Source organism: Haloplanus sp. CK5-1 (assembly GCF_037201915.1).
GTDB classification, from domain to species: Archaea; Halobacteriota; Halobacteria; order Halobacteriales; family Haloferacaceae; genus Haloplanus; species Haloplanus salilacus.
Window position 1 is genome coordinate 231,675 of record NZ_CP147505.1, and the last position, 26,576, is coordinate 258,250.

The 26,576-nt window shown below is 67.0% G+C and carries 25 protein-coding genes and 1 pseudogene; 17 read left to right on the plus strand and 9 right to left on the minus strand.

Annotated elements, in window-relative coordinates; genetic code table 11:
* Positions 1 to 115 precede the first annotated feature (115 nt).
* The 3 genes from hisA to NBT81_RS01205 all read left to right on the plus strand — a co-directional run bounded on the left by hisA (position 116) and on the right by NBT81_RS01205 (position 1,823).
* Positions 116 to 838 carry a 1-(5-phosphoribosyl)-5-[(5-phosphoribosylamino)methylideneamino]imidazole-4-carboxamide isomerase gene (hisA, locus tag NBT81_RS01195; protein WP_338740448.1) on the plus strand — a complete coding sequence of 241 codons (723 nt, stop codon included), beginning with the start codon at positions 116 to 118 and terminating at the stop codon, positions 836 to 838.
* Between the two features lie 41 nt (positions 839 to 879).
* Positions 880 to 1,464 (plus strand): imidazoleglycerol-phosphate dehydratase HisB, encoded by a 585-nt coding sequence (hisB, locus tag NBT81_RS01200; protein ID WP_338740449.1) that lies wholly within the window; start codon positions 880 to 882, stop codon positions 1,462 to 1,464.
* A gap of 83 nt (positions 1,465 to 1,547) precedes the next feature.
* On the plus strand, positions 1,548 to 1,823 hold the full coding sequence (locus NBT81_RS01205; protein WP_338740450.1) for a hypothetical protein: 276 nt from the start codon (positions 1,548 to 1,550) through the stop codon (positions 1,821 to 1,823).
* 73 nt (positions 1,824 to 1,896) lie between these two features.
* Here NBT81_RS01205 and NBT81_RS01210 read toward each other — a convergent pair whose 3' ends face one another.
* Entirely contained in the window at positions 1,897 to 3,909 is a 2,013-nt protein-coding gene (locus NBT81_RS01210; protein WP_338740451.1) for a primary-amine oxidase, read from the minus strand.
* Positions 3,910 to 4,213: 304 nt separating this feature from the next.
* Here NBT81_RS01210 and NBT81_RS01215 point away from each other — a divergent pair, with 304 nt between their 5' ends.
* Together NBT81_RS01215 and NBT81_RS01220 are read left to right on the plus strand one after the other, a co-directional pair.
* A complete protein-coding gene (locus NBT81_RS01215) occupies positions 4,214 to 5,266 on the plus strand; it encodes an ABC transporter ATP-binding protein (RefSeq protein ID WP_338740452.1) in 1,053 nt (350 codons plus the stop codon).
* Between the two features lie 3 nt (positions 5,267 to 5,269).
* Complete coding sequence (locus NBT81_RS01220; protein WP_338740453.1) at positions 5,270 to 7,000, plus strand: ABC transporter permease subunit; 1,731 nt, start codon at positions 5,270 to 5,272, stop codon at positions 6,998 to 7,000.
* Between the two features lie 158 nt (positions 7,001 to 7,158).
* On the opposite strand, the gene NBT81_RS01225 is transcribed toward NBT81_RS01220, so the two are convergent.
* Complete coding sequence (locus NBT81_RS01225) at positions 7,159 to 8,403, minus strand: PotD/PotF family extracellular solute-binding protein (protein ID WP_338740455.1); 1,245 nt, start codon at positions 8,401 to 8,403, stop codon at positions 7,159 to 7,161.
* 257 nt (positions 8,404 to 8,660) lie between these two features.
* On the opposite strand from NBT81_RS01225, the gene NBT81_RS01230 reads away from it, so the two are divergent.
* The gene (locus NBT81_RS01230) at positions 8,661 to 10,688 is read left to right on the plus strand and encodes a primary-amine oxidase (RefSeq protein ID WP_338740456.1); all 2,028 of its coding nucleotides are present in this window, start codon (positions 8,661 to 8,663) and stop codon (positions 10,686 to 10,688) included.
* A gap of 80 nt (positions 10,689 to 10,768) precedes the next feature.
* Here the strand turns inward: NBT81_RS01230 and NBT81_RS01235 are convergent, their stop codons facing one another.
* On the minus strand, positions 10,769 to 11,875 hold the full coding sequence (locus NBT81_RS01235; RefSeq protein ID WP_338740458.1) for a glycosyltransferase: 1,107 nt from the start codon (positions 11,873 to 11,875) through the stop codon (positions 10,769 to 10,771).
* 77 nt (positions 11,876 to 11,952) lie between these two features.
* On the opposite strand from NBT81_RS01235, the gene NBT81_RS01240 reads away from it, so the two are divergent.
* The 5 genes from NBT81_RS01240 (at position 11,953) to NBT81_RS01260 (ending at position 17,043) form a co-directional block, all read left to right on the plus strand.
* A complete protein-coding gene (locus NBT81_RS01240) occupies positions 11,953 to 13,929 on the plus strand; it encodes an aldo/keto reductase (protein ID WP_338740460.1) in 1,977 nt (658 codons plus the stop codon).
* On the plus strand, positions 13,926 to 14,717 hold the full coding sequence (locus NBT81_RS01245; RefSeq protein ID WP_338740462.1) for a CDP-alcohol phosphatidyltransferase family protein: 792 nt from the start codon (positions 13,926 to 13,928) through the stop codon (positions 14,715 to 14,717). Before NBT81_RS01240 ends, NBT81_RS01245 begins: the two co-directional genes overlap by 4 nt.
* Positions 14,718 to 14,800: 83 nt before the next feature.
* Positions 14,801 to 15,805, plus strand: coding sequence for a zinc-dependent alcohol dehydrogenase (locus tag NBT81_RS01250; protein WP_425498762.1), 1,005 nt, complete (start codon positions 14,801 to 14,803; stop codon positions 15,803 to 15,805).
* Positions 15,806 to 15,847: 42 nt separating this feature from the next.
* Positions 15,848 to 16,228 (plus strand): 6-carboxytetrahydropterin synthase, encoded by a 381-nt coding sequence (locus tag NBT81_RS01255; protein ID WP_338740464.1) that lies wholly within the window; start codon positions 15,848 to 15,850, stop codon positions 16,226 to 16,228.
* Positions 16,225 to 17,043: a class I SAM-dependent methyltransferase gene (locus tag NBT81_RS01260; protein WP_338740466.1), complete on the plus strand. Its 819-nt coding sequence runs from the start codon at positions 16,225 to 16,227 to the stop codon at positions 17,041 to 17,043. Before NBT81_RS01255 ends, NBT81_RS01260 begins: the two co-directional genes overlap by 4 nt.
* Here NBT81_RS01260 and NBT81_RS01265 read toward each other — a convergent pair whose 3' ends face one another.
* From NBT81_RS01265 to NBT81_RS01275, 3 genes are all read right to left on the minus strand, one after another.
* Positions 17,044 to 17,403: a DUF7475 family protein gene (locus NBT81_RS01265; RefSeq protein ID WP_338740468.1), complete on the minus strand. Its 360-nt coding sequence runs from the start codon at positions 17,401 to 17,403 to the stop codon at positions 17,044 to 17,046.
* 72 nt (positions 17,404 to 17,475) lie between these two features.
* Positions 17,476 to 17,721 (minus strand): hypothetical protein, encoded by a 246-nt coding sequence (locus tag NBT81_RS01270; RefSeq protein ID WP_338740469.1) that lies wholly within the window; start codon positions 17,719 to 17,721, stop codon positions 17,476 to 17,478.
* Between the two features lie 129 nt (positions 17,722 to 17,850).
* Positions 17,851 to 18,057 carry a hypothetical protein gene (locus NBT81_RS01275; protein ID WP_338740470.1) on the minus strand — a complete coding sequence of 69 codons (207 nt, stop codon included), beginning with the start codon at positions 18,055 to 18,057 and terminating at the stop codon, positions 17,851 to 17,853.
* A 128-nt stretch (positions 18,058 to 18,185) separates the two neighbouring features.
* On the opposite strand from NBT81_RS01275, the gene NBT81_RS01280 reads away from it, so the two are divergent.
* From NBT81_RS01280 to NBT81_RS01290, 3 genes and pseudogenes are all read left to right on the plus strand, one after another.
* On the plus strand, positions 18,186 to 19,178 hold the full coding sequence (locus tag NBT81_RS01280; RefSeq protein WP_338740471.1) for a type II glyceraldehyde-3-phosphate dehydrogenase: 993 nt from the start codon (positions 18,186 to 18,188) through the stop codon (positions 19,176 to 19,178).
* A gap of 9 nt (positions 19,179 to 19,187) precedes the next feature.
* Positions 19,188 to 20,552: pseudogene (locus tag NBT81_RS01285) on the plus strand (putative PEP-binding protein); the annotation flags it as partial.
* A gap of 41 nt (positions 20,553 to 20,593) precedes the next feature.
* A complete protein-coding gene (locus NBT81_RS01290) occupies positions 20,594 to 20,818 on the plus strand; it encodes a hypothetical protein (protein ID WP_338740473.1) in 225 nt (74 codons plus the stop codon).
* A gap of 141 nt (positions 20,819 to 20,959) precedes the next feature.
* On the opposite strand, the gene NBT81_RS01295 is transcribed toward NBT81_RS01290, so the two are convergent.
* A complete protein-coding gene (locus NBT81_RS01295) occupies positions 20,960 to 22,378 on the minus strand; it encodes an Nramp family divalent metal transporter (protein WP_338740475.1) in 1,419 nt (472 codons plus the stop codon).
* Between the two features lie 330 nt (positions 22,379 to 22,708).
* Between NBT81_RS01295 and NBT81_RS01300 the strand changes: the two genes are divergently transcribed.
* The gene (locus NBT81_RS01300; RefSeq protein ID WP_338740476.1) at positions 22,709 to 23,122 is read left to right on the plus strand and encodes a universal stress protein; all 414 of its coding nucleotides are present in this window, start codon (positions 22,709 to 22,711) and stop codon (positions 23,120 to 23,122) included.
* Here NBT81_RS01300 and NBT81_RS01305 read toward each other — a convergent pair.
* Complete coding sequence (locus NBT81_RS01305) at positions 23,119 to 24,324, minus strand: MFS transporter (RefSeq protein WP_338740477.1); 1,206 nt, start codon at positions 24,322 to 24,324, stop codon at positions 23,119 to 23,121. The two genes, NBT81_RS01300 and NBT81_RS01305, sit on opposite strands and share 4 nt — an antisense overlap.
* A gap of 167 nt (positions 24,325 to 24,491) precedes the next feature.
* Between NBT81_RS01305 and NBT81_RS01310 the strand changes: the two genes are divergently transcribed.
* The gene (locus NBT81_RS01310) at positions 24,492 to 25,160 is read left to right on the plus strand and encodes a phosphate ABC transporter ATP-binding protein (RefSeq protein WP_338740479.1); all 669 of its coding nucleotides are present in this window, start codon (positions 24,492 to 24,494) and stop codon (positions 25,158 to 25,160) included.
* Positions 25,157 to 25,996 carry an ABC transporter permease gene (locus tag NBT81_RS01315; RefSeq protein ID WP_338740481.1) on the plus strand — a complete coding sequence of 280 codons (840 nt, stop codon included), beginning with the start codon at positions 25,157 to 25,159 and terminating at the stop codon, positions 25,994 to 25,996. Before NBT81_RS01310 ends, NBT81_RS01315 begins: the two co-directional genes overlap by 4 nt.
* Positions 25,997 to 26,007: 11 nt before the next feature.
* On the opposite strand, the gene NBT81_RS01320 is transcribed toward NBT81_RS01315, so the two are convergent.
* Positions 26,008 to 26,481 (minus strand): redoxin domain-containing protein, encoded by a 474-nt coding sequence (locus NBT81_RS01320; protein WP_338740483.1) that lies wholly within the window; start codon positions 26,479 to 26,481, stop codon positions 26,008 to 26,010.
* Positions 26,482 to 26,576 lie beyond the last annotated feature (95 nt).

Here is a 26,576-nt window from a genome sequence, read left to right on the forward strand (position 1 = left end):
TGGGGGTCGTCGTGCGGGGCACAAATCCGTTGCGACCGCGCGCCGTCGGCATCACCGCGGCGAGCCTGCGGCTCGCGGTCGGAGGCTTTAGGCCGCCGCCCGACCCACGCCCGCTATGACGCAGTTCCCGGAGTTCGAAGTCGTCCCCGCGGTCGACATGCAGGACGGCGAGGTGGTGCAGTTGGTGCAGGGCGAGCGGGGGACCGAGACGCGCTACGGCGACCCGGTCGACGCCGCGCGACGGTGGGTCGACGCCGGTGCGCGCACCCTCCACCTGGTCGACCTCGACGGGGCCTTCGAGGGGGAGCGAGCGAACGCGGCGGCAGTGGAGGCCGTCGTCGACGCGGTGGACGTCCCGATCCAACTCGGTGGCGGCATCCGCACCGCCGAGGACGCAGTGGGACTGCTCGACCGGGGCGTCGACCGCGTGATCCTCGGGACGGCCGCCGTCGAACGGCCGGAGATCGTCGCGGAGATCAGCGAGCAGCGACCGGGGAGCGTGGTCGTGAGCCTCGACGCGAAGGGCGACGAAGTGGTCGTCTCGGGGTGGACCGAGGGCACCGGCCTCGACCCCGTCGACGCCGCACGGCGGTACGCGGATCTGGGCGCGGCGGGCATCCTCTTCACCGACGTCGACGTCGAGGGGAAGCTGTCGGGGGTGCGGGCCGAGCGCATCGAGCGACTCGCCGACGCCGTCGACGTGCCGGTGATCGCCAGCGGCGGCGTCGCGACGCTCGACGACGTGCGCGCGTGCCGCGAGGCGGGCGCGGCGGCGGTGGTCGTCGGCACCGCACTGTACGAGGGGGCCTTCACCCTCGACGCGGCGATGGGCGTGTAGCCGGGCGCAACCGACTTAGGCACGCCGCGAGAGGGTCGGACATGGACCGCACCGCCGCGCGAAGCCGCGAGACAGCGGAGACGACCATCGACCTGACACTCGACGTGGACGGCGAGGGCGACGCCCGCGTCGACACCGGTATCGGCTTCTACGACCACATGCTCGAATCGTTCGCCAAGCACGGCCTGTTCGACCTGACGGTGGAGTGTGACGGCGACCTGGACATCGACGACCACCACACCGTCGAGGACGTCGCCCTCGTCCTCGGCGGGGCGTTCGAGGAGGCGTTGGGCGACAAGCGAGGGATCCGCCGCTTCGCCGACCGTCGCGTCCCCCTCGACGAGGCCGTCGCCTCGGTGGTCGTCGACGTGAGCGGCCGACCCCTGTTCCGGTTCGACGGCGAGTTCTCCGAGGAACGCGTGGGCGACTTTACGAGCGTCATGGCACGCCACTTCGCACGCTCCCTGTCGACCGAGGCGGGACTCACCTGCCACGCCGAAGTGACGGGCGAGAACGCCCATCACGAGGTGGAGGCGCTGTTCAAGGCACTCGCGCGCTGTCTCGACGACGCCACGCGGATCGACGAGCGGCGATCCGACACGCCGAGCACGAAAGGCGAGCTCTGAGCGGGACGGGAATACGATGCTTGTCGTATATTTGTTCGACGACCGTCGTTAGTTATTTGCCTTCGGGCGTGGAGCCGGCGGGTATGCAGACGTTCGAAACGCTAGACAGCGACACCTCGAAGCTCGTCGTGTTGTACCTCCAGCGCGTCGGCGACGCGACGCCGGACCGGATCGCGGATAGGCTCCGACTCCCGCTGATGACCGTGTTGGCGACCGTCCGGTATCTGGAAAAGGAGGGGATCGTCCGGCGGCTGGCGGGGTCGGACCGGGTCGTACTGGCCGACCACGACGCCGCACACCCGGGTCGACGGGAGCGCGCCGGGGCGGCTTCGTCCCGACCGGCCTCGGTGCCGAGGTAGTCGAGGGGGTCGCCCACTGCGACGGCCCGCGTTCGGTGTCGAGACCGGCGAACGTGTGGTCGGCGTGGACGACTCAGTCGTCGGCCGCGACGTCGTCCGGGTCGTCGTACTTCTGCTCGCGGCGCTGCTGAACGTCCTTGATCGCGTGTTCCGGCGGCACGTCCATCGAGGGGTTCTCGTCGAAGAAGTTCACCGGCTCCAGCTTGAACCCGGAGATGCGGGCCGGGAGGATCGGCCAGTCCTCGGGTCGGGTGATGTGGTTGACGCCGAGGGTGTACCAGAGGACGAGGTCCTCGCCGTCGAGGGACCGATCGGCCTCGGTCCACGCGGGCAGGCCGTCACCGCCGGGGTTCTGGTTCGGATACTCGCCGGCGGGGAACCGTTCGTCCTCGTCGTACGGCGTCGCCCAGATGTGGTTGTCGATGAACGTCGACCGCTCGTGAACGCTCGATCCGGGCTGTGCACACGCCTCGACGTTCTCGCCGGGCATGAGTTTGTAGCCGGTCGGCTTGTCGAGTTTGTTCGTCTCGTTGGGGTTCACCACCTGCCAGTACCGGCCCTTGTGGGGGTCGGTGAGTTCCTGTGCCTCCTGTTCGCTCTTCAGTTGCGTCCGCTCGGCGTAGAAGGCCTGTCCCGCCGGATTCAGATCGGTGTCCTCGCCCGGCCACTCGTTTTGTACGCCGTCGGGACCCACCGGCACCGTCTGGTTCTCGACGCGGTAGAGTTCGTTCTCTCCGCCGTCGACGTCCATGTCCAGTCGGAAGTTGAAGAAGTGCTGGTGGATCATGCCCTTGACCCCGGGTGCCAGCATCTCCGCGAAGCCGGAGGCGTCCTCGCCGGGGGCGACCAGTCCGTTGCTGTCCACACCGGTCAGCCGGACCTGTCCCTCCATCGACCCGTCCTGGTAGAGATACCAGTTGAACTGGTAGTCGTAGTTGCCAACGGTGGCGACGAAGGAGATGACGAGTCGGCGGTTCCGACGCACTTCCGTGTTCTCGGTCCGCCAGTTGGTGTGTTTCCAGAGGGTACCGTAGTCCTCCTCGTGGAGACAGACCGCGTTGGGAATGGTGTTCACTTCGCCGTCGGTGTCGTTCATCACCGCGTCGAAGTAGTGCATGTACCCCAGGCAGTCACAGCCCTCGGTCAGCGAGTTCGCCAGCCGACCGATGTTGTACTCGCCGACGTCGAAGGCGTTTTTCCAGTTGTGGTTCGGATCCCGTTCGCCGTACGGGACGGCCATCTCCGCACACGACGCGCGGTTGATGATACTGCGGACCTCGCCGTCGTCCTCGTAGCCGACGTCGTGGAGGACCAGTCCTTCCCGTTGTGTCCAGCCGACGCGGAGGTGCCAGTTCTGCCACTCGACCTTCCGGCCCTCGATGGACCAGCTCGGCCCCTCGGGCTGGTCGACGTTGTAGGGTTTCAGATCCGTTCGCAGGTCGCGGTCCTCGGCCCGATACGGCGCGTCTTCGAGGTTGTCGACGACGTTCGACTCCGTCACGCCGTTGTCGACCACCTCGACGACCTCCATGTCGTCGAGGTCGACCCAAACGTGCACCCCGTCGATGGGTCGAGCGTAGCCGTTGTCCTCCTCGCTCGTCCGGATCCACGTCATCCCGTGGGCCAACCGTCGGTCGGTGTCGACCCCGTCCGGGACGAAGTGGTGACCGGCGGACCACGGGTCGACGATGGCGAGATCGAAGTTCTCGACGCCGCGTTTCGCGACGGCCTCCCGCCACTCCTCGTTCGCCTTCACCGTCTCCTCACACACGTCGAACTCCTCAAGGGTGATCGATGGCTGGGCGCCTTCGACCTCCTCCCACGAGATCAGTTCCGCGTCGTCGAGCGACACGACCGCCTCGTAGGTGGTCTTCTCGACCGGATCTCGGAGGATAGCGAAGGCGCGTCGGGCCACCGACGTGTCGTCGCCCCGCAGTTCGTCCTTCGACGGTTCGTCGAGGACGATCTTCACGTAGCGAGTCGGTTCGTCGACCCGTGTCTCCAGTATTTCGCGTGCAGCCTCGATTTCCTCGGGTGCGAGGGGATCGAGTGGGTGATCGACCGCGGATTCCATCTCTGTCGCCATTACAGTATCGTGTCTTAACCCCCTGACCAAATAGCTTTTCGTTCATACAATAGGTGTCCGAATGTGTGATCATACATTTGGATTTCGTCCGGAACAACTCCGAGTGACACAGTTCGTGGCGGGGGTGGTCCGCCGCGTCGGGGAGTGCTTCGTCGTCCCGGAGTGCGCAGTGACACCGCGTCCCCAGACGTTACGCCGGACGGGGGCACGTTGCGCCGTTCGGTAACTATAAGTGCGGAACGGAAATACACCCAGCCGACTCGGACAACAAACACCTAACTATCGTCCAAATTAGTTAAGAACTATGCTTACATTACAGAGTATAAGTAAAGACTTCGGAGAATTGACCGCCGTAGATGACGTGAGTGTCGAAATAGAGTCCGGCGAGCTCGTCACGCTCGTCGGCCCGAGCGGATCGGGGAAATCGACGGTGTTGAACATGATCGCGGGCCACCTGGAGCCCAGCGCCGGTTCGATCATGATCAACGGCACGGACGTCACCCCCCTGTCACCGCAGAACCGACCCACGAGCATGGTGTTCCAGTCGTGGGCACTGTTCCCACACATGACCGTTCGGGAGAACATCGAGTTCCCCATCGAGGCCAACGGCGAGGACGTCGACGGGCGGGTCGAGGAGCTACTACGGCAGGTACAACTCGATCCGTCGGAGTACGCCGAAAAGAACGCGGACGAGTTGAGTGGTGGCGAACAACAGCGGGTCGCACTCGCTCGCGCCATCGCCTACGATCCCGAGATCCTGCTTCTCGACGAGCCGCTGGGGTCGCTCGACTACGTGCTTCAACAGGAGCTACGTCGGGAGTTGAGCGACCTGAACGAGGAACTGGACATGACGTTCGTCTACGTCACCCACTCGCTGGAGTCCGCGCTGATCATCAGCGACCGCATCTTCGTCCTCGATCAGAGCCGCCTGGTGCAGGCCGGAACGCCCCGAGAGATCTACCAGGAGCCGAAAAACCGGTTCATCGCCGAGTTCATGGGCGACGCGAACGTCTTCCCGATCGACGCGACGCTACAGAGCGGCGAGGCGGTGCAGCGCGCCGACGCCGACGTGGACGACCTCGTGATCGCGGACGGCCGTGAGGAGGAGGCGAGCTACCTCATCGTCCGGTACGACAGGGCGACGGTGGCACCCGATCTGGAACGAGATATGGGTGTCGAAGGGACGGTGTTCAAGAAACTGATGAAGGGGAACACCGTCCTCGTCGAAGTGGTCGGCGAGGAGACCGAGGAGCAGTACTTCGCCGAGGTGGACTACGCGGAAGCCGAGCGGTTGGACCGGGGGGACTCCGTGTACGTACAGTGGAACGAAGCCGACACGGTGGCCGTTCCGGAGTAGATCATGTCGGTACTAGACCAACTACGTCGCGACGTCGGATCGGGATCGAAGGTCGCACCCCTCTCGCGCTACGTCGACCTCCCGCACGTCCTCATCGCACCCATCGTGGCGGTGCTGCTGGTGATGTTCGTCGGACCGATGGCGATTCTGGCGCTGTTCTCGGTGCAGTCCGGAAACGAACTGATGTTGAACCCGACGACGTGGACGCTCGCGAGTTACGAGGAGTTCGTCGTCGGCATGGTCACGGGGTCCGGCGTCTACGGACAGGTGCTCTCGACGACGACGCTGATCAGCGTCGCGACGGTGCTGTTGACCCTCGCCATCTCGTTTCCGGCGGCGTACGCGCTGGCGCGGAAGATACGCCGGTTCAAAACGGCGCTCCTGGTCGCGTTGATCCTCCCCCTGCTCACGAGCGTGACGATGCGCGTGCTGGGCTGGGTGATGTTCCTGATGAAAGGCGGCGTGCTCGCGGGGTTGCTCGATCTGTTGGGGATCACGGTCGAGTCGATCCTCTACCAGGAGGCCGCGATCATACTGGGAACGACCTACGTCTACTTGCCGTACATGCTGTTTCCGATCTACCTCTCGATGCTGTCGATCCCCGAGTCGCTGTACACCGCGGCATCCGACCTCGGCGCGAGTCGGACGAAAGTGTTCAGGGACGTCGTCCTCCCCTTGAGCAAGCCCGGCGTCGTTATCGGCTGTCTGTTCGTGTTCGTGCTGTCGCTCGGTGCCTCCGTCGAATCGGAGCTACTGGGCGGAGGAAGCGCGTTCACGATGGCCAGCAACATTCAGTACTCGTTCGGCATCGCACAGAACTTCCCGCTGGGATCCGTCCAAGCGACCTCGCTGTTGGCCATCGCCGGTGGGACCGGCGTCTACATCCTGAGCAACCTTGATCTCGCCGACATCGCGGACCGGAGCGGCACAGCCGGCGGCCACACCGCGAACGCGAACTCCGACGTCGAGAACGCCATCTGGTACGGCTACGTCCTCCTGGTGGTCCTGTTTCTCATGATCCCCATCGTCGCGATCATCGTCGCGTCGACCCACGAGGCTCGGGTGTTCGTACTTCCCTACGAGTTCACCCTCGACTGGTACAGGGAGGTGCTCGGCAACGGAACCATCAGGACGGCCATCGTCAACACGCTGAAAATCGCGATTCCGGTGACGATCATCAGCACCGTGATCGGCACCGCCGGGGCGATCGGCTACACTCGGTACACGTTCGCCAGACGGGAACTGTTCAAGATCTTCGTCCTCCTCCCGATATTCTTCCCGCTGATCCTCATCGGACTGGGGATGTCCATATGGACGAGTACCATCGGATTCGGCTACGGCATCGTCCAGACCATCGTCGGCGAGGTGGTCTGGATCGCTCCGATCGTCATGTTCGTCGTCTCGATCACCGCCCTCGGCATCGATCCGGACATGGAGCGGGCGGCACGGGATCTGGGTGCCGACACGACCAAACTGTACAGGGATATCGTCCTGCCGCTCATCGCGGACGGCGTGATCTCGGGGGCCATCTTCGCGTTCGTCCTCGCGTGGAACAACTACTACATCGCGTCGTACATGTCGGGATCGAACATCCTCGTGACGACGTGGATTCACAGCCGCCTAACACAGGGGTTCTCGGCGCTCGTCCCGGGCGTCGCCGCGATCCTGTTCTACATCTCACTCGCCGGTGTCATCGCCGCCTTCGGAGCGAAACGGCTGCTGTCGAAGGGCTGAGTGACGCCGGCGTCGCCCGCCATCCACAGTGGACGACGACCACCGCGCCGTCGGCGGTCACACGCGACCCGCGTCGTGTCGGGTGACGTCGGGTCGGATCGAGACCGTCTCGGGCGCGTGTCGCGTCGACGAGTCGGTGAAAAAAAAAGCGCGTGGGGTTACATCCGGGCCTTCGCTTCCCGCCAGATGGGCTGGAAGCTCTCCAGATCGGGCACCACGTCGAAGAAGACGGAGTTCGCGAGGATGTCGTCCAGGTCCTCGGTTCGGAGGACCGCCTTCTGCTCGTCGCTGTACTGGTCGAACGAGGAGGCGTGCGGGACGACGTTCACGCTGCTCGCGCCCTCGGGCCACGAGAGGTTGTACGCGGCCTCCGGGGACTGCAGGTACGCGACGTAGTTGTCGGCCAGCGGCGAGAGTTCGCCCTTGAGGAAGGAGTCCTGTTCGACCCAGATGATCCCCCCTTCCTCGTCGGGGATGACGTTCTTGAACTCCATCCGGCCGTCGCGCCGGAGCGTCCCCTGCCCGAAGTTGCTCGACATGATGAGGATGTCGATCTCGCCGGAGCTGAGCGCCTGATTCTGGGAGGCCACGTCGGGGTAGATCGCCTCCGCGTTGTCGAACAGGTCGAAGGTCGCCTGCCGGACCTGTTCGCGCTCCTCGTCCGAGTGTTCCTTGTACGGGTCGATCCCCTCGCGGAGCATGATGATCTGGATCATCCAGAAGAACCAGTCCGAGAGGCCGACGTTGTACTCGTCGTCCCACGCGATGTCGTAGGTCTGCCAGTCGGACTCCGCGACGGTATCCTGATTGACGCACATCGAAACCCATCCCCACCGCTGAGGGAGCGCGTACAGTTGGCCGTCCGTGTCGAACTCGCCGTCCTCGTTGACGTGGGCGTACTTGTACCCGTTCTCCGGTTTGAACAGGTCGAGATAGTTGTCGAACGTGTACGGTCGCCACGCCTCCTCGTCGATGGGTCGAAGCAGATCCTCGTCGACCGCGTTGGCGATGAAGGCGTTGTTCGGCGTGAAGATGTCGAACTGACTCCACTCGCCCGAGCTGAGACGGTTGATCGCCTGCGGGTCCTCGGTGAACAGGTCCAGCGACGTGTCTGTGTCGAACTGGTCCCGGAACGGGCCTTGGACGTTCTCCCCGTCGTAGCCCGCCCACGTCAGGTGGGAGACGGTCGTGCTCAGTTCCAGTTCTTCGTCGGTCGGTTCGAGCAGTTCGGGGTGGGGCTTGCCCTGAACGGTCGCCATCTCCTCGGCCTCCCAGTCCATCTGGACGCCGTTACCGCCACTGCCTCCGCCACCACCACCACCGGTACAGCCGGCGAGTGCCGCGCTACTCGCCCCGACGGCGATACCTTTGAGATACTGTCTTCGCTTGAGATGTTCTCTCATGTAACCACTGCACCGGAGACCCCATTAACATTTAATATCTGTGGTTAAGGCAATTTGAATCGTTCATACATTCATAATACACAGATAAAAATAAATTATCACGCCCTATATTTGCTATTTGGACAATGATTCGCCAACGAATACGTTCGAAACGGCCTTGGAGCGGACATTCGTTTCGTTTCGTCTCGTTTGGTGTTCAGATGCCGAGATTCACCGTCACAAAAACTAATATGTCTCGTATTTATCGGTCGGGTAGCATGGGATCAGAGACGGAGTATCCTGTCGGTCATCCGATGGATCCGCTGGCTCCAAAGGAGATCGACCAGGCACGCGAGACGCTCGAATCGGCCAAAGACCTCTCGGAGCGGACCCGATACATCGAGATCGTGCTCGACGAACCGCGCAAGGCGGAGCGTCGGGGCGAAACGACGCCGGAGCGGCGGGCGAAGATCGTCGTCCGGGACAAAAGCGAGGGCGAGACCTACGAGGGGATCGTCTCCCTCGACGAAGGGGCCGTCCTGTCGTGGGACCACCTTCCCGACGCACAACCGCGGATGGTCGGCGAGGAGTTCGTGGGAGTGGAGGAGGCGGTGACTGCCGACGAGGAGTTCCGGGAGGCGGTCAGAAAGCGCGGTGCGGATCCGGATCTGGCGATCGTGACGGCTTGGTCGGCGGGCTACGACTTCGTTCCCGGGGACATCGACCGGAGCCGTCGTCTGGCCCACGGCGTCACCTGGGTGAAAGGCGACGAAGACGAACAGGGAGCGAACGCGTACAACCGGCCGCTATCGGGGATCCACGCGTGGGTCGACCTCGACGACATGGAGGTGCTCAAAGTCATCGACACCGGGGTGACGAACCCGGACGTGGTCGGGAACATGGACACCTACCACTATCGGGCGGAGAATCGGGAGCTTCGCGACGACCTGACGCCGTACAACGTCGTGCAGCCCGAGGGGCCGAGCTGGGAGGTGGACGGTCGCGAGATCAGCTGGCAGAAGTGGAACCTGCGCGTCGGCTTCAACCACCGCGAAGGACTGGTCCTCCACGACGTCGGCTACGAGGACGACGGTGAGGTCCGCAGTATCATCAAGCGCGCGTCGTTCCCGGAGGTCGCGGCCGTCTACAACGACCCCGATCCGGACCACTACTGGAAGACGCCGTTCGACGTGGGCGAGTACGGGCTCGGTCGGCTGGCGAACTCGCTGACCGAGGGCTGTGACTGCCTGGGCTACATGCACTACTTCGACGCGGTGATGAACGATCCCGAAGGCAATCCGTCGGTGATCGAGAACGCGATCTGTGTCCACGAGGAGGATTACGGTCTGCTGTGGAAACACCACGACTGGCGCGTCGGCGACGACGAGGTCCGCCGGAACCGACGGCTCGTCGTCTCGTTCATTTCGACCATCGGCAACTACGACTTCGGCTTCTACTGGTACTTCTACCAGGACGGCGGTATCGAGGCACAGGTCCGACTGACCGGGTGTAACGCGACCGGACCGATGCCGCCGGGGGAGACCGAGTCGGGGTACGCGGAGATGGTCGGTCCGGACCACAAGTCGATGATCCACCAGCACGTGTTCACGGCACGGCTGGACATGGCCGTCGACGGGACGCAGAACTCCGTGCGGCAGGTCGACCTCGAAACCGTGCCGTACGGCCCGGAGGGGTACGATACGGACGCACACCGGGAACCCGACCGCCAGCACCCCAACCGATACGGACAGGCAGCGTACGCGAGCCGCGAGAAATACCGGACGGAGACGGAGGCGAACGCGCGGTCGAACCCACAGAGCGGCCGATACTGGGAGATAATCAACGAAAACGAGCTCAACGACGCGACCGGACAACCGATCGGCTACCGCCTGCGGCACAAAAACGGGGACAACACGGCGTTCGCGCCACAGGCCGGGTCGTCGGACATGAACCGGCTCGGGCTGGCGGACAAGCATCTCTGGGTCACACAGCACGACGAGGACGAACGGTTCCCCGCCGGCGAGTATCCGAACCAACACCCCGGTGGCGACGGCCTCCCGGAGTGGGTCGAGCAGGATCGGTCGGTCGAGAACGAGGACGTCGTCGTCTGGTACAACCTGACCCAGACTCACGTCTCGGTCCCGGAGGACTGGCCCATCCTCCCGGCGAAGATGATGTCGTTCAAACTCGAACCGGCCCACTTCTTCGAGGAGAACCCGGCCATCGACGTACCGCCGGAACACGAGATCAAGGACGTCGAACGGTGGACGACCGACAAACAGGAGTCGATCGACCCCGACGACTGACGGGACTCCCCGGGTCGTCCGCCGGCCGGGACGGGCGGACGCCGTTCCGATCACGAGCGGATCGTCGCCGAACCGGACGGCTACAGCACCGACGCCACGTCCTCGCGGACGGCCGCGTGGAACCGATCGCTCGCGTAGCGGTCCCGGGGGAGCGTCGGCCGGTCGTCCGCGTCGACGGCGGCCGCTATCGTGTCGACGGCGTCGGCGGTCGAGTCGAAGAGGCGGTCGGCCCGGCCGTCGAGCACCTCGCGTTGCCCCCCCGAATCGGGGGCGAACGCCACCATCCCGGCGGCGACGTACTCCGCAACGGCCATCCCGAAGTGTTCCGACGGTTTGCAGTTCAGGCCGTAGCGGTGGGTCTCCAGCAGGCGGTCGACGCGCTCTCTGGAGGCGTCGCGTTCGAGGTGGACGTAAGAGCGGTCGGCGGCCGCGGCCGCGACCCGCCGGGCGTAGTCGGCGTACATCGACGAGGACGACCCGACGAGGTGGAGGTGGAGGTCGTGACCCCGGTCGCGGACGCCGTCGACGACGCGGATCGCCCGCAGTGGTCGCTTATCCGGTGCGAGACGACCGAGGACGACGACGCCGTCCTCGCGGGCCGCCCACGGTCGGGGGTCGGGCGGTGGGTCGATCGGCGGGTGGCGAACGGTCGGCCGGCGGCCGTAGACGGCGTCGACGACGTCGGCCGTCCACGCGGAGTTGGCGAGGAGGGTGGCGTCGGCCGGGAGCGTCCGGTCGCCGACACCGGCCAGCCGACTCCACAGCGGATCGAGGCGGACCCCCGCCCCGTCCGGGGCGTGACGACGGTTGAACTGCGGGTAGTGGACGTACTGCAGGGAGGGGATCGGGAGGTCGAACTCGTTTGCGGTGCTGACGGCGGCGTCGAATCGATACGCGAGTCGGTCGAACACCCACCGAAGCAGGACGCTACGGGGGGCGAGCGCCGGACCGAACCGGTCGGGGAGGGCGTCGAACGCCCGCGAGACGGCCCGCGTTCCGGTGGGTCGGTGGACCGGGACGGCGGCCGCGGTGTCGAACAGGTCGTTGAGGTCGGCGAGCGACGACCGCGAGAGGGTGACGAGCGTCACGTCGTGGACGGACTGGAGCGCCTCGCAGACGTGGAGGCAGACGGCGTCGGCCCCGCCGCGGCCGTCGAGCGTGTTGTGGAGGACGGCGACCCGCGCCATGGACGGGAGAGGGGGGCGACGGTCTTATACCCCACACCGGCGGGGGACTTTTCACGACCGCCGCCCGCCGGGAGGGCATGGAGTGTGTGTTCGTGGGGTGTGGCGCGGTCGCCCGGAAGTACGCCGCCGACCTCGATGGCTCGGCCCTCTCCGTCGCGGCCGTCTGTGACCTCGACGCCGACCGTGCCGCGTCGCTTTCGACGACGGTCGACGCGACGGCGCACACGTCCCTGGATTCGGTCCTCGGCGCGACGGACGCCCCCCTCGTCGTCAACCTCACGAGCCACGGGGCCCACGCCGACGTGACCGAGCGGGCGCTCCGCGCGGACCGGCACGTCTGGTCGGAGAAACCGCTCGCGCTCGACGCCGACCGGGCGGCAGACCTCGTGTCGTTGGCCGAACGGCGGGGGCTGGCGCTCGGCTGTGCGCCCATCAACGACCGCTGTGAGACCCAGCGCCTCGCGCGGCGGGCGGTCGTCGACGGTCGTCTCGGCCGGGTTCGGTTGGCGTACGCCCACGCCCACGTCGGCCGGGTGACGGCGTGGCACGACGACCCCGAGTCGTTCCTCCGGGTCGGCCCGCTGTACGACGGGGCGGTCTACCCCCTGACCCTGTTGGTCGCGTGGTTCGGCCCCGTCGGACGGGTCCGGAGCGCCGACGCCGCCGACCCCTGGCCCGACCGCGAGTCGCGGTCACCCGACCGACCGAGCCACGTCGAGGCGACGCTGGATATGGCCGACGGACCGCTCGTCCGCCTGACGGCGAGTTTCTACGCCCCCCACCGGAGCCGGGAGTTCACGAGCCTCGAACTCCACGGCGACGACGGTTCGTGTTACCTCGACGACGCCGGCGACCTGGGTGGTGAGCGGGACGGCCACGCCGTCTCCGTCGGCCGCGAGGGACGGCCGTACACCCCGAACCCCCTCGACCACCCGCCGCGGCGGACGCCCTACCTCGCGGGGCCGGAGCGACTGGCCGCGGGCGTCCGCCGAGGGGCACCCGAACGCCGGTCGGCCCGCCGGGGGGCCCACCTCGTCGCCGTCTGCAACGCCGTCGAACGGGCCGCCGACGGGGGCGGGAGCGTCGCCGTCGACGCCCGCGGCGTCCCGGCGCCGGACCGGAGCCGGATCGTCCCCGGGCGTACCGGCACGGACGGCGTCGTCGGCCCGCCCGACGCCGCCGTCCGCCTCCCGCCGGTCGGCTTCGGCTGTTCGCGCTACCGCGACGGGACGTACGTCGACCGTCGCGACTCGATTCGGACGGCGCTGGACGCCGGCTACCGCTTCCTCGACTCGGCGGAACTGTACGGCAACGAGGCGCGGATCGGAGCGGTGCTCGACGAACCGGGGAGCCCCGACCGGGACGCCCTCTTCCTCGCGAGCAAGGTGTGGAACACCAACCACGGCCACGTCGTCGAGGCCTGCGAGACGACGCTCGCGGACCTCGGGGTCGACACGCTTGACTGCTACATGGTTCACTGGCCGGAGTCGTGGGCGTACACCGGTCCCCTGCGCCGACTCGCCGAGTTGCCCGTCGAGACACAGGAGGCGCTCACCTTCCCGGAGACCGACGACGGCGACCGGGCGACGGGGGACGTGAGCCTCGAGTCGACGTGGCGGGGGATGGAGGCAGTCTACGACCGGGGACTGGCCGCGTCGCTCGGACTCTGTAACGTCGACCGGGAGACGCTGTCGCGGGTCGTCGAGTTCGCTCGGGTCCCGCCGACGGTGGTACAGGTGGAGTGTCACCCCTATCGTCCCCGGACCGAGTTGGTCGATTGGTGTCACGAGCGGGGGATTCGGGTGGTCGCCCACTCGCCGCTGTCGGCCCCGGGCCTCCTCGACGACCCGGTCGTCCGGGAGGTGGCCGCCGGTGTGGGTATCTCGCCCGCGACGGCCGTACTCGCGTGGACCGTCGGCCGCGGCGTCGTCCCCATCCCGTCGAGCACCGACCCCGACCACGTCGTCGAGAACCTCGCTGCCGTGGGCCACCGTCTCGACGACGACGCCCGGGAGCGACTGACCGCACTCGAGGACCCCGAGTTCGAGCGATGAGCAAGGGGCGAGTCCACCGGCGGCGGCGAGTCGTCTCGGTCGCGACCCTCGCCGCGGTCGGTCTGGGTGCGGCGGTCGGGGGGCGCGCGCTCGTGGCGGGGGCGACGGACCACGCCACGGCGACCCGGTGGCTCCTCGTCGCCGGTGCGGTGTTCGTGGCCGAAGTCGGCTTCCTGGCCGCCCACCTCGACCCCGGGCGAGCGACGGCGGCGTTCGCGCCGCCGAACCTCGTCACGCTGGCCCGCGGTGGCCTGTACGCCGCGACCGCGGGCTTTCTGGTCGTCCCGCCGACGACCCCGGCGGTGCGGTGGGCGCCCGCGGCGTGTTACGGGACGGGGGTCGCCCTCGACGTCGTCGACGGTCGCCTCGCCCGGGCGACGGGGCGGACGACCGACCTCGGGGCGCGGCTCGACCGGGGATTCGACACACTGGGCTTTCTGGTCGCACCCCTCGTCGGCGTCGTCTGGGGGCGACTGCCGGTCGTCTACCTCTCGCTGTCGGCCGCGCGGTACGTCTACCGCGCCGGACTCGCGTGGCGGGAGCGACGCGGCCGCCCGGTCGGTGAGTTACCGGACAGCCGGGTCCGGCGCCCGCTGGCGGCGCTCCAGATGGGCTTCATCGCCGTCGCGCTCGCCCCCGTCCTTCCCACGACGGTGGTCCACCCGGCGAGCGTCCTCGTCGTCGTCCCGTCGCTCGCGACGTTCGTCCGCGACTACCTGTCGGTCACGGGGCGGTTGGATCGGACGGGAAGCGGGACGGGGCCACCGGACGGCGGTAGTATGAAGTGAGCGGCGACGCTACGGGGGACGTGACAGAGCGCGTCGAGGACGCCGACTGCGGCGACGCCGAGGCCGACACCGACCGACGGGCGGTGCGGCGGTCACTCCACTTCACCGCCCCCCGAACGGTCAGTATCGAACGCGAGCGTCGCCCGGACCTCGACCCCGAGGAGGTGCTCGTCGAGTCGACCGTCTCGGCGGTGAGTTCGGGCACCGAACTGCTGATCTACCGGGGGGAGATGCCGCGCGGCATCCCGACCGACGAGACCATCGACGCCCTCGCAGGCGACCTCACCTACCCCCTGAAGTACGGCTACGCGACGGTCGGGGAGGTCACCACGCTCGGGACGGGCGTCGACGACCGGTGGCGCGGCCGGCGGGTCTTCGCCTTTACCCCCCACGAGAGCCACTTCACGGCGACACCGGACGAACTGGTGCCGGTTCCCGACGGGATGGCCTCCGAGACGGCGGCACTCCTCCCGACCGCCGAGACGGCGACGAACCTCGTGCTCGACGGGCGACCACGGATCGGCGAGCGAGTCGTCGTCCTCGGGGCGGGGACGATCGGACTCCTCACGACGAGCGCCCTCGCGTCGTTCCCGCTGGAGCGACTCACGGTCGTCGAACCCGTCGCGCGTCGCCGTCGGATCGCCGACCGCCTCGGCGCCGACGAGACGATCCACCCCGATCGGGCGGCGGGTCTCGGCGACCGGGGGGACCCGCCCGGGGCGGATCTGGCGTACGAACTGTCGGGCGCGCCCGAGACACTCGACGACGCACTCGACGTCGTGGGGTACGACGGCCGGATCGTCGTCGGGTCGTGGTACGGGCGCAAGCGTGCCGAGACCGACCTCGGTGGCTTCTTCCACCGGAACCGGATCGACGTCTCCTCGAGCCAGGTGAGCACGCTCGCGCCGGACCTCCGGGGGCGGTGGACGAAAGAGCGTCGCCTCGACGTGGCGTGGGAGCGTCTCCGCGACGTCGACGTCGACGAACTCGTCACCCACCGCGTGGCGTTCGAGAACGCGCCGGAGGCCTACCGCCTGCTCGACGACGGCCCGGAGAACGCGGTGCAGGTGGTGCTCACACACGAGTAGCGGCGGCCGAGCATATAAACCGATCCGCGGCTAGCGGCGGATATGTACCGACTCTCGGTCTCCCGGACGTTCGTCGCCCAGCACTTCCTCACCGTCCCCGACCCCGGTCCGGAGGGCGAGGTCCACAGCCACCGGTTCACGGTCGACGTACGCCTCGCCGCCCCGGAACTGAACGCGTACGGCTACGTGGTCGATATCGACGCCGTCCACGCGGCGCTCGACGACCTGGAGGCGCGATACCGGGACGCGCTGTTGAACGACCTGCCGGAGTTCGAGGGACTGAACCCGAGCGTCGAACACTTCGCGCGGCTGTTCGGCGATCGGTTCGTCGAGGCGGTACCCACGGAGCGGGCGACGTCGCTGACCGTCCGGATCCACGAGGACGACGACGCCTGGGCCAGCCACGAGCGGTCGCTTCGATGACCCACGCGGACGAGCGGTATCTGGAGGCGAAACGCACCGTCGACGACCGGGCGCTGAACCGCCGGGTCAGGGACCACCTCGTCGAGGAACTGCCCGAGGCGCCCCGCGTGTTGGAGGCCGGTGCCGGCACCGGCGTGACGGTCCCGCGCCTGCTCGACTGGGGCGTGACCGCCGGCCACTACCGCGGCGTCGACCGCGACGCGGGCGTCCTCGACGTCGCGCGCGAGCGTCGGTGCGCCGAACTCGACGGGGATCGGACCGAGAGCGGGTTCCGGGTCGACGACCTGACCGTCCGCTTCGACCGGGGGGACGCACTCGACGCCCTCTCGACCGACCGCGGCGACGTGGTCGTCGCACAGTCGTTTCTCGACCTCGTTCCGATCGACGAGGCCCTCGACGCCTTCGAGGCGGCGCTCGACCCCGGCGGACTGGTGTACGCGCCGCTCACCTTCGACGGCGAGACGGTCTTCCAGCCCGACCACCCGGCCGACGACCGCGTCGTCGCGGCGTACCACGACGACATCGACGCCCGGCCGGGGCGGGACACCCACGCCGGTCGACAGTTGCTCGACCGCTGTCGCGGGCGCGAGGGCGACGTGCTCGCGGTCGGGGCGTCGGACTGGATCGTTCGCCCCCGAGGGGGTGAGTACCCCGCCGACGAGCGGTACTTCCTCGCGACGATCCTGGCGTTCGTCGAGTCGGCCGTCGACGTACCGGGGATCGACGCGTGGCTCCGAACGCGCCGCCGTCAACTGGACGAGGGGACGCTGATCTACGTCGCCCACGGGTACGACGTGTGTTATCGTGCTCCGTGACTACGACGCCCGCCGGTAGAGGACGATCAGGACGGCGACCAGTGCCACTTGTACCGCCTTGTCGCCGAGGCCGACGGGACTGACCACGTCCGGCCAGTTCAAGGGGAAATAGAGAACGACCTGAATCGCGGTGAAGGGGATCCCGACCAGATACAGCAGTCGCCGGCGGTAGTCGACTAGGAGGAGGAGGACGGCGACGAGGAAGGCGACGCCCGCGAGGAGGAAACTAATTCCGAGCGGGGAGTCGAGAAATCGGACGCCGAGGACGAGGTGGATCACCCCCGTGACGACGGCGAGGGCGGTGCCGACCCAGTCGAGGGTCGTGAGCGACGCCGTCTCGAAGGTGGAGTTGGACGACATTGTGTCACACGTTGTCGGACCAGCGTCCTAAAGTCATCGGGACCGGGTCAGACGGGCGGTCGGTACGACGGGTTACGGCTGGCCCGGTTCGAAGACGGTGTAGGGCGTGATGGAGGTTCGGAGGACGGCGACGACCAGTAAGGGAATCATCGCAGTCAGGAGTTTGCCGGCGAGTTCCGGCGTGAGGTACCGTATCGCGACGACGGGAATCAGCGCCGTGACGAACATGACGACGCCGAGGGTTACCCGAGGTTCCGGGGGCGTACCGTCCGGCGTCGAGTCGACGGAGACGTCACCGGGGTCGTACGAGGTAGCCATTGTTATCGGCAAACGTACGACCTCCGAGAAGTTATGTTTGTCGCAATATTTTCCTCATCCTAAATGATAATTCCGGATAGAATAGCGTCGCGACTCGGCGGGGTAGCGATCCGGGGGAGGGTGTGGCGGTCAGCCGAGGTCGGCCATGTAGGACTTGTGGAGACGGTAGAACAGCCACATCCCCACGAGCCAACTGAGGACGCCGTAGCCGGCGTACGCGACGGTCGGCAGGTCCATGTAGAAGTACATGTACGACCCGATCAGGAGATACACGAGGACGAACGCTCCCAAGACGCGGATGCCACGCCCGGAGACTTGCTGTTTCGGATTGACCATGGATGGGGAACTACGGCTGACGGCGAGTCCGATATCGTCCCTCGGTCGCGACGGAGGTTAAGGACGAAAGTTAATGCAAAACCTGCGAAACCCGCTGGGATTATATGAAGGAGCGGTCAATTGGCTGTATGATACGTGTAGGCGTCAACGGCTACGGTACCATCGGCAAGCGGGTTGCCGACGCAGTGAACTCGATGCCCGACATGGAACTGGTCGGCATCGGCAAGGCGAGTCCGAACCACACGGCCGACGCGGCGGCCGAGCGAGGCTACGACATCTACGTCCCCGAGGAGCGACACGGCCGCTTCGACGACGTGGGAATGGCGGTCGCAGGCGACATCCACGACCTCATCGACGCGAGCGACATCGTCGCGGACGCGACGCCCGCGGGAATGGGCGCGGAGTACCGCCCCATCTACGAGGAGTACGACACGCCAGCCCTGTTCCAGGGTGGCGAGGGCGCGGACGTGGCCGAGGAGAGTTTCACGGCACGGGCCAACTACTCCGAGGCGATGGGCAAGGACTACGTCCGGATCGTCTCCTGCAACACCACGGGACTAAACCGGATGTTCGCGCCGCTGGTCGAGGAGTACGGCGTCGAGCGTTCGAGCATCACGCTGGTCCGCTGTCGCGGCGAACACGCCGTCATCTCGGCGGACCCGGTCACGATGCCCTCCCACCACGGTCCGGACGCCCTCGAAGTGATCCCCGAAATCGGACAGATCACCACGATGGGCATGAAGGTGCCGACGGTGCGACACCACTTCCACGGAATCAACGTCGAACTCGGCGCGGAACCGAGCGCCGAGGAAGTCGCGGACCTCTTCGCCTCCCAGTCGCGCATCCACGTCGTCGACGGCGACCTCGACATCTCCTCGGGGTGGGACCTCCAGGAGTTCGCCCTCGACCGCGGGCGCGACCGGATGAACCTCTACGAGAACCAGCTCTTCGAGGACTCCATCACGATGGAGGGCAGCCAGCTACACCTGTTCCAGTCCATCCACCGCGAGAGCGACGTGGTGCCGGAGAACGTCGACGCCATCCGCGCGATGATGGAGACGGCCGACGCCGAGGAGAGCATCGAGAAGACGAACGAAGTGATGGGGATCGGTGACGTCTAGATGACGACCACAGGTGACGTGACGAGCGAGGCGGACGACGACGAGGCGCCCGAGGCGGGCACGGAACTGGTCGACGGCTACGGGTCGAGCCCCGGCGTGGCGACCGGCCCGGTGAAGATCATCGAGGACATCGACGAGGCCGACCGGATCGACGAGGGCGACGTGATCGTCACCGAGATGACCGCACCGGACATGGTGCCGGCGATGAAGCGGTCGGCGGGGATCATCACGGACGAGGGCGGGATGACCTCCCACGCGGCCATCGTCTCCCGGGAGCTCGGCGTACCGGCCATCGTCGGCACCGGCGATGCGACGGACGTCCTCCACGACGGTCAACGGATCACCCTCGACGGTCAGAAAGGGACGGTCGTCGTCGCGGACGCCGAGTCCGAAACGGGCACCGAGGCCGAGGACGCCGACCCGGAGGGCACCGGAGCGGTCGACGTGGGCGGCGCCCCCACGACGGCGACGGAAGTGAAGGTGAACGTCTCGATCCCCGATGCGGCACAGCGGGCCGCCGACACCGGCGCGGACGGGGTCGGCCTGCTCCGCCTGGAGCACATCCTGCTCTCGACGAGCAAGACGCCGGAGAAGTACGTCGCCGATCACGGCGAGGAGGCGTTCGTCGAGGAGATCTCCGAGGAGATCCGGAAGGTCGCTGACGCGTTCTACCCGCGGCCCGTCCGCGCACGGACCCTCGACGCGCCGACCGACGAACTCGCGGAGTTGGAGGGCGGGGAGAACGAACCCCACGAGCACAACCCGATGCTCGGCTACCGCGGCATCCGCCGCAGCCTCAAGGAGCCCGAGATGGTCAAACTCGAACTCCGCGCGTTCAAGCGCCTCCACGACATGGGCTACGACAACGTCGAGGTCATGTTCCCGCTCCCCAACGACGCGGAGGACGTCCGCCGGGCGCGGGAGTTGATGGACGAGGTCGGCATCGACCGCAAGAAGCACGACTGGGGTGCGATGATCGAGACGCCGGCCAGCATCCGGAGCATCGACGAGATCATCGACGAGGGGATCGACTTCGTCGCGCTGGGGACGAACGACATCGTCCAGTTCATGCTGGCTGTCGACCGCAACAACGCGATGGTCGCCGACCGCTTCGACGACTTCCACCCCACCATCCTCGAGGCGATGGCGGAGGTCATCGAGGCGTGTAACGAGAACGACGTGGACACCACAATCACGGGACAGTCGGGCTCCCACCCCGACATGGCGAAGTTCCTCGTCGAGAAGGGCATCTCCTCGCTGTCGTCGAACATCGACGCCGTGCCCGAGGTGCGCCGGGTCGTCGCCCGCGCCGAGCGGAAACTCCTGCTCGACAAGGCCCGCGAGAACATAGACGCCGACCCGCAGATCGACTGATCGACCGGTCCATTCTTTCCTTTCTTTCGCGTCGTCCGCCGGTGAGCGACGCCGCTAGCCTGCCGGGGACGACCCGTCACGCCGCCGCGGTGATGCGTGGGGCGAGAGCACACGTCTCGGAGGCGCCGGCCCGAACCGCCGTGGCGGGAGCGTCCCGGCCGGCGTGCCGTCCGGCGGGGCCGTCGGCGGCGACGGGCGTGGGTCGGAGCCGACGGGACGACGTCGACGGCCGGCGGCGACGAGAACGCGGAGACGAACGACCGTGACTGGAAGCGGGGTGGGACGTGCGGCCGAAGTCGGGTCGTGCGTTGCTGGGAGTCGTTCGGACGGTGAGAGCGAAAAAACAGGAACGGGAACGGGAACGGGAGCGAGACCACACGTGACGGTCGACGACCGTCGGATCGAGCCTACCCGATGAGGTTCAGGATCGTCGGGTAGATCTGGTAGGCCGCAGTGCCGATGAGCGCCACGGCGGCGAAGAGTGCGAGCGCGACCGCCCACGGCCGCAACGGTGCCAGGCCGGGCTGATCGATGTCCGTGTAGGACATGTACAGCGCGGCGAGGTACATCAGGCCGACGGCGGGGGCGAAGATGATGCCCGAGAGGGCAAAGAGGAAGAGCGGCGCCTCGATGACGAGGTTCAGCGCGAGCGGAATGATCGCGAACAGGACGACGACGAGGCGGAACACCGTGTCGCGCGTGATGTCGTATTTGTCGAACAGGCCGTGGACGGCGAAGGCGTCCTCCCAGAGGCGGGACATGCCGTACAGCGGGCCGATCAGCGTCGAGAACAGCGCGGCCATCACCGACAGCAGGAAGATGCTGGCCGACCACTCGCCGTAGACGCTCGTGAAGATGGTCGCCATCTGCGGAACGACCTCGAAGCCGCCGAGTTCGCCCGACTCGACGATTTCGGTGCCGTGCAGGGTCGCGGCCGCGGCCGTCCACATGAAGAAGGAGAAGACGGCCAGGATGACCGACGAGAGGACGTTCTGCCAGAGGACGATGTCGCCCCAGCCCTTGAGGCGCTTGACCTCCTCGTCCGTGAGGTCCTGCTTGCTGATCTCGACGCCGTTAGCCTTGGGTTCGAACATGCCCATGACCTTGTCCTTCGCGAACCAGACGTAGGAGACGGTCGGGCCGAAGCCCGCACCGATCCAGCCGAACATCGTCGCGACGAAGGCGAGGCCGCCGACGCCGAGGCCGTCGACGTAGCCGGGGACGGTCGGGATCAGGCCGCTCGCCAGTCCGCTGGCCCACTGGTCGGCGGTGAGGATGGAGACGAAGGCGATCATGATCAGGAACACCCACAGTAGCACCGTCGAGAGCTTCTCGATGAGGTCGTACGAGCGCAGGAGGACGATGCCGAGGCCGAGAAGCACCGTGGCGATCATCCAGAACCCGGTGCCGTTGAGCGCGCCGACGGAACCGATGGGGACCATGGTCTGTGCGGCCCCGGCGGTCTCCCCGAGGTGGCCGGAGAGGCCGATGGCGTACACCAGTCCACCGAGGAACACGTAGTAGAACACCCACTTCAGCCACTTTGGCTGTCTGTACAGCGCGTCGAGGAACGTCTCGCCGCTCATCACGCCGTAGCGGACGAGGTAGTACTGACCGAAGATCTTGGTGAAGGTGATCAGCGGGATGAGCCAGATGGCGTTCATTCCCAGATACGCACCGCCGACGGGGACGCTGAGCGCCTCCCCGCCACCGATCTGCGAGGCGGTGAACACCCACGCCGGCCCCATGTAACTGAAGAACTCTTTCAGGGTCGACGGCGGTTCGGAGATTCGGGCCTCGGTGGCCTCGACCGCCTCCGTACTCACGCCGATTCACCCCCCGGGCGAACGCCCGCAGGCGGACGATCGAAACAGTGGTGATCTTCGGTGCGTCCCGTCGCGCCGAGGACCCTCGGCGCGGAAGTGAGTCGACGTGATTGCTGCCGCATATTCGATCGGATGAAAGATAGTGAGGGATGTATAAAGGGGGGATAGGCACACTTTTTGCATGATTTATCATGTATGCCATGTTCCTTATATACATTTAGGTTGTTGGAGGGTGGCTCGAATCGGGAGACAGCGCGGGTATCGAGGGGGGCGCAGTAACGAATGACGCGGTCGGTACTGTTTTAATTATTGTTAGGAATTACCCATAACATGGTGATACTGACAGCCATTGACAGAGATCCCGGTTGCAAGGGCGTCGTCGAGACGGCGTACGACCTCTCCACGAGCATGGACATGCAGTTGGTGATCCTGCACGTCGTGCCCGAAGACAGCGACGAGGACGCGGCACGCGAGGAGATCAGCGAGATCGTCACGTCGGTCACCGGGGATCTGGAGGATATCGACCTGCGGATCATGCCCGAACAGACCCGCCGCGACCTACCGACGGGGCGGACCGCGAACCACATCCTGCAGGTGGCCGAGGAGATCGATCCCGACTACATCGTCATCGGCTCGCGCAAGAAGACCAAACTGGGGAAGATCCTGCTCGGGAGCGTCTCGAAACTGATCCTGGCCAACGCGGAGGTGCCCGTGGTGACGGTCGAACAGACGCGGGAGAACTAACGCCGCAAGAGGAGGTAACAGCCGACGCCACCGAGGGTCGCCACGACGCCGGCGACGACGAGTAGCGCGCGGTAGCCCCCGACGGTCGTCGGGAAGGCGAGGTCGGCGGTGACGGTGAAGCCGACGGGACCGAGCGTCTGCCCGAGGCGGAGCATGCTGGTTCGCATCCCCATCACGCCGGCGCGGAGGTCGTCGTCGACGAGGGTGACGACGGCGGTGTCGATCGACGGCATCACGACGCCGAAGCCGACGCCGAAGACCAGAAGCGACGCGGCGACGGCGGCCGGTGACGGGGCGAGACGCACCGCGAGGAGGCCCACGCCGTAGGCGACGAAGCCGAGCGCGACGAGTTCCGGTGCCGTCCGCCACTCCGAGATGCGACCGTACTGCGAGGAGACGGCCGCGCTCGCGACGGCGACGGCCGACAGCGTCGCACCGATCCGCCCCGAGCCGAGGCCGAACGCGTCGCTCAGGAGGAGTGGCATCGCCGTGAGGACGGCCCCGTAGAAGAGGAAGAAGGCAACGAACAGCGCGACGAATATCGCCACCGCCTCGGGCAGGACGGCGACGGCGCGGAGGCGGCCGAGGTACGTCCGGACGTCGGTCGAGCGGTCGGCGTCGGGGTCCGCCAGTGCCACGAGGGCGAAGACGCCGACGACGGCCCCCAGCCCGAAGAAGAGGAACGGCGCGTTCCACCGGATGCCCGCGAGCGCGCCGCCGAGCAGCGGGTAAAAGGCCGCCCCGGTGCCGATCGTACTGCCGTTCAACCCCATCACCGCGTCGCGGCGAGACCCCTCGTAGACGTCGCCGATCAGTGTCACGGCGAGGGTGATGAGTGCGCTCGCGCCGACGCCTTGGAGGAAGCGGAGCGCGACCACCTCGGCGAACGTCCGGGCGACGGCGACCCCTGCCCCGGCGACAGCGAACAGGAAGAGCAGGGGGACGATCACCCGGCGTCGCCCGAACCGGTCGGCGACCAGACCGACGAAGGGCGTGACGAACACGCCGGGGAGGGTGTAGGCCGTGATCACCAAGCCGACCTGCGCGTCGCTCACACCGAAGACGGGGCGCAGGTCGGGGAGGACGGGGCTGACCAGCGAGACTCCCATCACCCCCATGAGCGAACACGCGAGGACGACGTAGAGGGTGCTCGACCGCCACGGGACGAGCGAGAGCCCGGCCTCTGTGTCGGAGTCGGCCACGACGACACGTCACGCGTCGGGCTTGTTACCGTTTCCGTCGCGGAAATCGAGACTGGCAGAACCGTGTCCCATGCCCACGTCCACCACGACGCCGACCTCGCCGGGGTCCGAACGTTGATGCGGGCCGGGATGTTACGGCCGGTACGGACACGCCCGGAGGCCACCCAATGACGAAACTTCGTGCGGCCGAGCTGGAGTACAAACTCGACGACGAGCGAATCGTCGACGGGGCGTCCCTCGCCGTCGAGAACGGGGAAACCGTCGCCATCGTCGGCCCCTCGGGGGCGGGGAAGTCGTCGTTTCTCCGGTTGCTCAACCGCCTCGACGAACCGACGGGGGGGACGGTGTACCTCGACGGGACCGACTACCGGACGATTCCGCCGGAGCGACTCCGCAAGCGGGTGGGGATGGTGCCACAGGCTCCCGCGCTGCGGGAGGGGACCGTCCGCGAGAACGTCACGCTCGGCCCCCGGCTTCGGGGTGAGGCGATCGACGAGGGGCGCGTCGAACACCTCCTCGACGACGTGGGGCTGTCGGGCTACGCCGACCGCAGGGCGAGCGATCTGTCGGGCGGCGAGGCCCAGCGCGTCGCCATCGCGCGGACGGTGATCAACGACCCCAAGGTACTCCTGCTGGACGAACCGACCGCGAGCCTGGACGGCGAGTCCGAGACGGCTATCGAGCGCCTGCTGGCCGACCTGCTCGCGACCGGGGAGCGGACGGTCGTTCTCGTCACGCACGACGAGCGACAGGCCGAGCGGTTGGCCGACCGCGCGGCCCGCTTCGTCGACGGCAGGATTACCGACGTGGGGTCGCCACGGGAGGTGATGACGTGATCGCACTCCCGGATCGACTCTCCGATCCCGTCGTCGTCGAGGGACTGGTGCAGGTCGCCGCCGCGTCGGCGCTCGCGGCCGTCGTGATCGGGCTCTCCTCGATCCGCGATCTGGACCTGGAGCGCGAACTCGGCGGATCGTTCGTCCGGGGCTTCGTGCAGGTAGTGGCGATGGGGGCGCTGATCGGCGTCCTCTTCACCATCCCACTGTCGTACTCCGGACTTCTGCTCGCGGCGATGGTCGGCTACGCGGCCTGGGAGTCGCGCAAGCGGGGCGACCGCGTCCCCGACGCCTTCCGCATCTCCGTCGTCTCGCTGGGTGTCGGCTCCGCCGTCGTCATCGTGACGATGGTCGCGGCGGGTGCCATCGAACGGACCGTCCGCAACCTCGTGCCGGTCGGCGGGATGATCATCGCGAACGCGATGAAGACCAACTCGCTGACGCTGGATCGGTTTCAGGGGGAGATCGAGTCCAACAAGGACGAGATCGAGGCGGCACTCGCACTCGGCGTCCCCCCCGAACGGGCCGTCTCGGAGTTCGTCACCGAGTCGGTCCGGGCGTCGCTCATCCCCGTCGTCGACGCGATGCGGACGCTCGGCCTGGTGTACATCCCGGGGATGATGTCGGGGATGATCCTGGGCGGGGCGAACCCAATCTACGCCGCGGAGTACCAGTTCGTCATCATGGGCATGATCTTCGCTGCGGGCGGGCTGACCAGCATGACGGCGAGCCACCTCCTCGGGCGGGCAGCCTTCACCGACGCGGCACAACTCCGGCGGTTCGAGCCGACCGAGGGGACGGTTCTGGCGACCCTGCGGTCGGCGATCCAACGGTGATCAGCGGTGTGTCAGGCCGACTCGACCGCGTCGAGGATGGCGTCGTAGTCGGGTTCGTTCGTCGGGTCGTCGGCGATCCACTGGTACGTGACGACGCCGTCCGAATCGACGACGAAGACGGCGCGGTTGGCGATCCCGTGGAGGCCGAGGTCCGGAATGTCGATCTCCACGTCGTAGGCCCCGATGGCCTCGCCGCCCATGTCGCTCACGAGGTCGAACTCGATGCCGTTCTCCTCGCGGAACGCACCCTGCGAGAACGGCGAGTCGGCGCTGATCCCGAGAACGGTCGCGCCGGCGTCCTCGAACTCGCTCAAGCGCTCCTGAAACGTGACCAGTTCGCTGCGGCAGGGTGGAGTGAACGAGCCGGGGAAGAAGGCGAGGACGACCGGGCCGTCGCCGAGGTGGTCAGCGAGGTCGAACTGTTCGTGGTCGGCCGTACCGCGCGTCGCCGTGAACGTGGGTGCAGTGTCTCCGGTGGAAACCATACACGAAGGAAGGTAAGCTGACAGCATAAAAGCATCCACGAACTCGGGGCGGGCCGAGTCGGGAACTACTAACTACCGACGGGGGGAAACGGTCG

Coding starts and splice junctions, on each gene's coding strand:
- NBT81_RS01255 (WP_338740464.1), top strand. CDS start 15,848: ATGTACCGACTCTCGGTCTCCCGGACGTTCGTCGCCCAGCACTTCCTC.
- NBT81_RS01215 (WP_338740452.1), top strand. CDS start 4,214: ATGCTTACATTACAGAGTATAAGTAAAGACTTCGGAGAATTGACCGCC.
- NBT81_RS01265 (WP_338740468.1), bottom strand. CDS start 17,403: ATGTCGTCCAACTCCACCTTCGAGACGGCGTCGCTCACGACCCTCGAC.
- NBT81_RS01220 (WP_338740453.1), top strand. CDS start 5,270: ATGTCGGTACTAGACCAACTACGTCGCGACGTCGGATCGGGATCGAAG.
- NBT81_RS01225 (WP_338740455.1), bottom strand. CDS start 8,403: ATGAGAGAACATCTCAAGCGAAGACAGTATCTCAAAGGTATCGCCGTC.
- NBT81_RS01230 (WP_338740456.1), top strand. CDS start 8,661: ATGGGATCAGAGACGGAGTATCCTGTCGGTCATCCGATGGATCCGCTG.
- NBT81_RS01280 (WP_338740471.1), top strand. CDS start 18,186: ATGATACGTGTAGGCGTCAACGGCTACGGTACCATCGGCAAGCGGGTT.
- NBT81_RS01205 (WP_338740450.1), top strand. CDS start 1,548: ATGCAGACGTTCGAAACGCTAGACAGCGACACCTCGAAGCTCGTCGTG.
- NBT81_RS01300 (WP_338740476.1), top strand. CDS start 22,709: ATGGTGATACTGACAGCCATTGACAGAGATCCCGGTTGCAAGGGCGTC.
- hisB (WP_338740449.1), top strand. CDS start 880: ATGGACCGCACCGCCGCGCGAAGCCGCGAGACAGCGGAGACGACCATC.
- NBT81_RS01275 (WP_338740470.1), bottom strand. CDS start 18,057: ATGGTCAATCCGAAACAGCAAGTCTCCGGGCGTGGCATCCGCGTCTTG.
- NBT81_RS01260 (WP_338740466.1), top strand. CDS start 16,225: ATGACCCACGCGGACGAGCGGTATCTGGAGGCGAAACGCACCGTCGAC.
- NBT81_RS01235 (WP_338740458.1), bottom strand. CDS start 11,875: ATGGCGCGGGTCGCCGTCCTCCACAACACGCTCGACGGCCGCGGCGGG.
- NBT81_RS01310 (WP_338740479.1), top strand. CDS start 24,492: ATGACGAAACTTCGTGCGGCCGAGCTGGAGTACAAACTCGACGACGAG.
- NBT81_RS01270 (WP_338740469.1), bottom strand. CDS start 17,721: ATGGCTACCTCGTACGACCCCGGTGACGTCTCCGTCGACTCGACGCCG.
- NBT81_RS01210 (WP_338740451.1), bottom strand. CDS start 3,909: ATGGCGACAGAGATGGAATCCGCGGTCGATCACCCACTCGATCCCCTC.
- NBT81_RS01245 (WP_338740462.1), top strand. CDS start 13,926: ATGAGCAAGGGGCGAGTCCACCGGCGGCGGCGAGTCGTCTCGGTCGCG.
- NBT81_RS01240 (WP_338740460.1), top strand. CDS start 11,953: ATGGAGTGTGTGTTCGTGGGGTGTGGCGCGGTCGCCCGGAAGTACGCC.
- hisA (WP_338740448.1), top strand. CDS start 116: ATGACGCAGTTCCCGGAGTTCGAAGTCGTCCCCGCGGTCGACATGCAG.
- NBT81_RS01320 (WP_338740483.1), bottom strand. CDS start 26,481: ATGGTTTCCACCGGAGACACTGCACCCACGTTCACGGCGACGCGCGGT.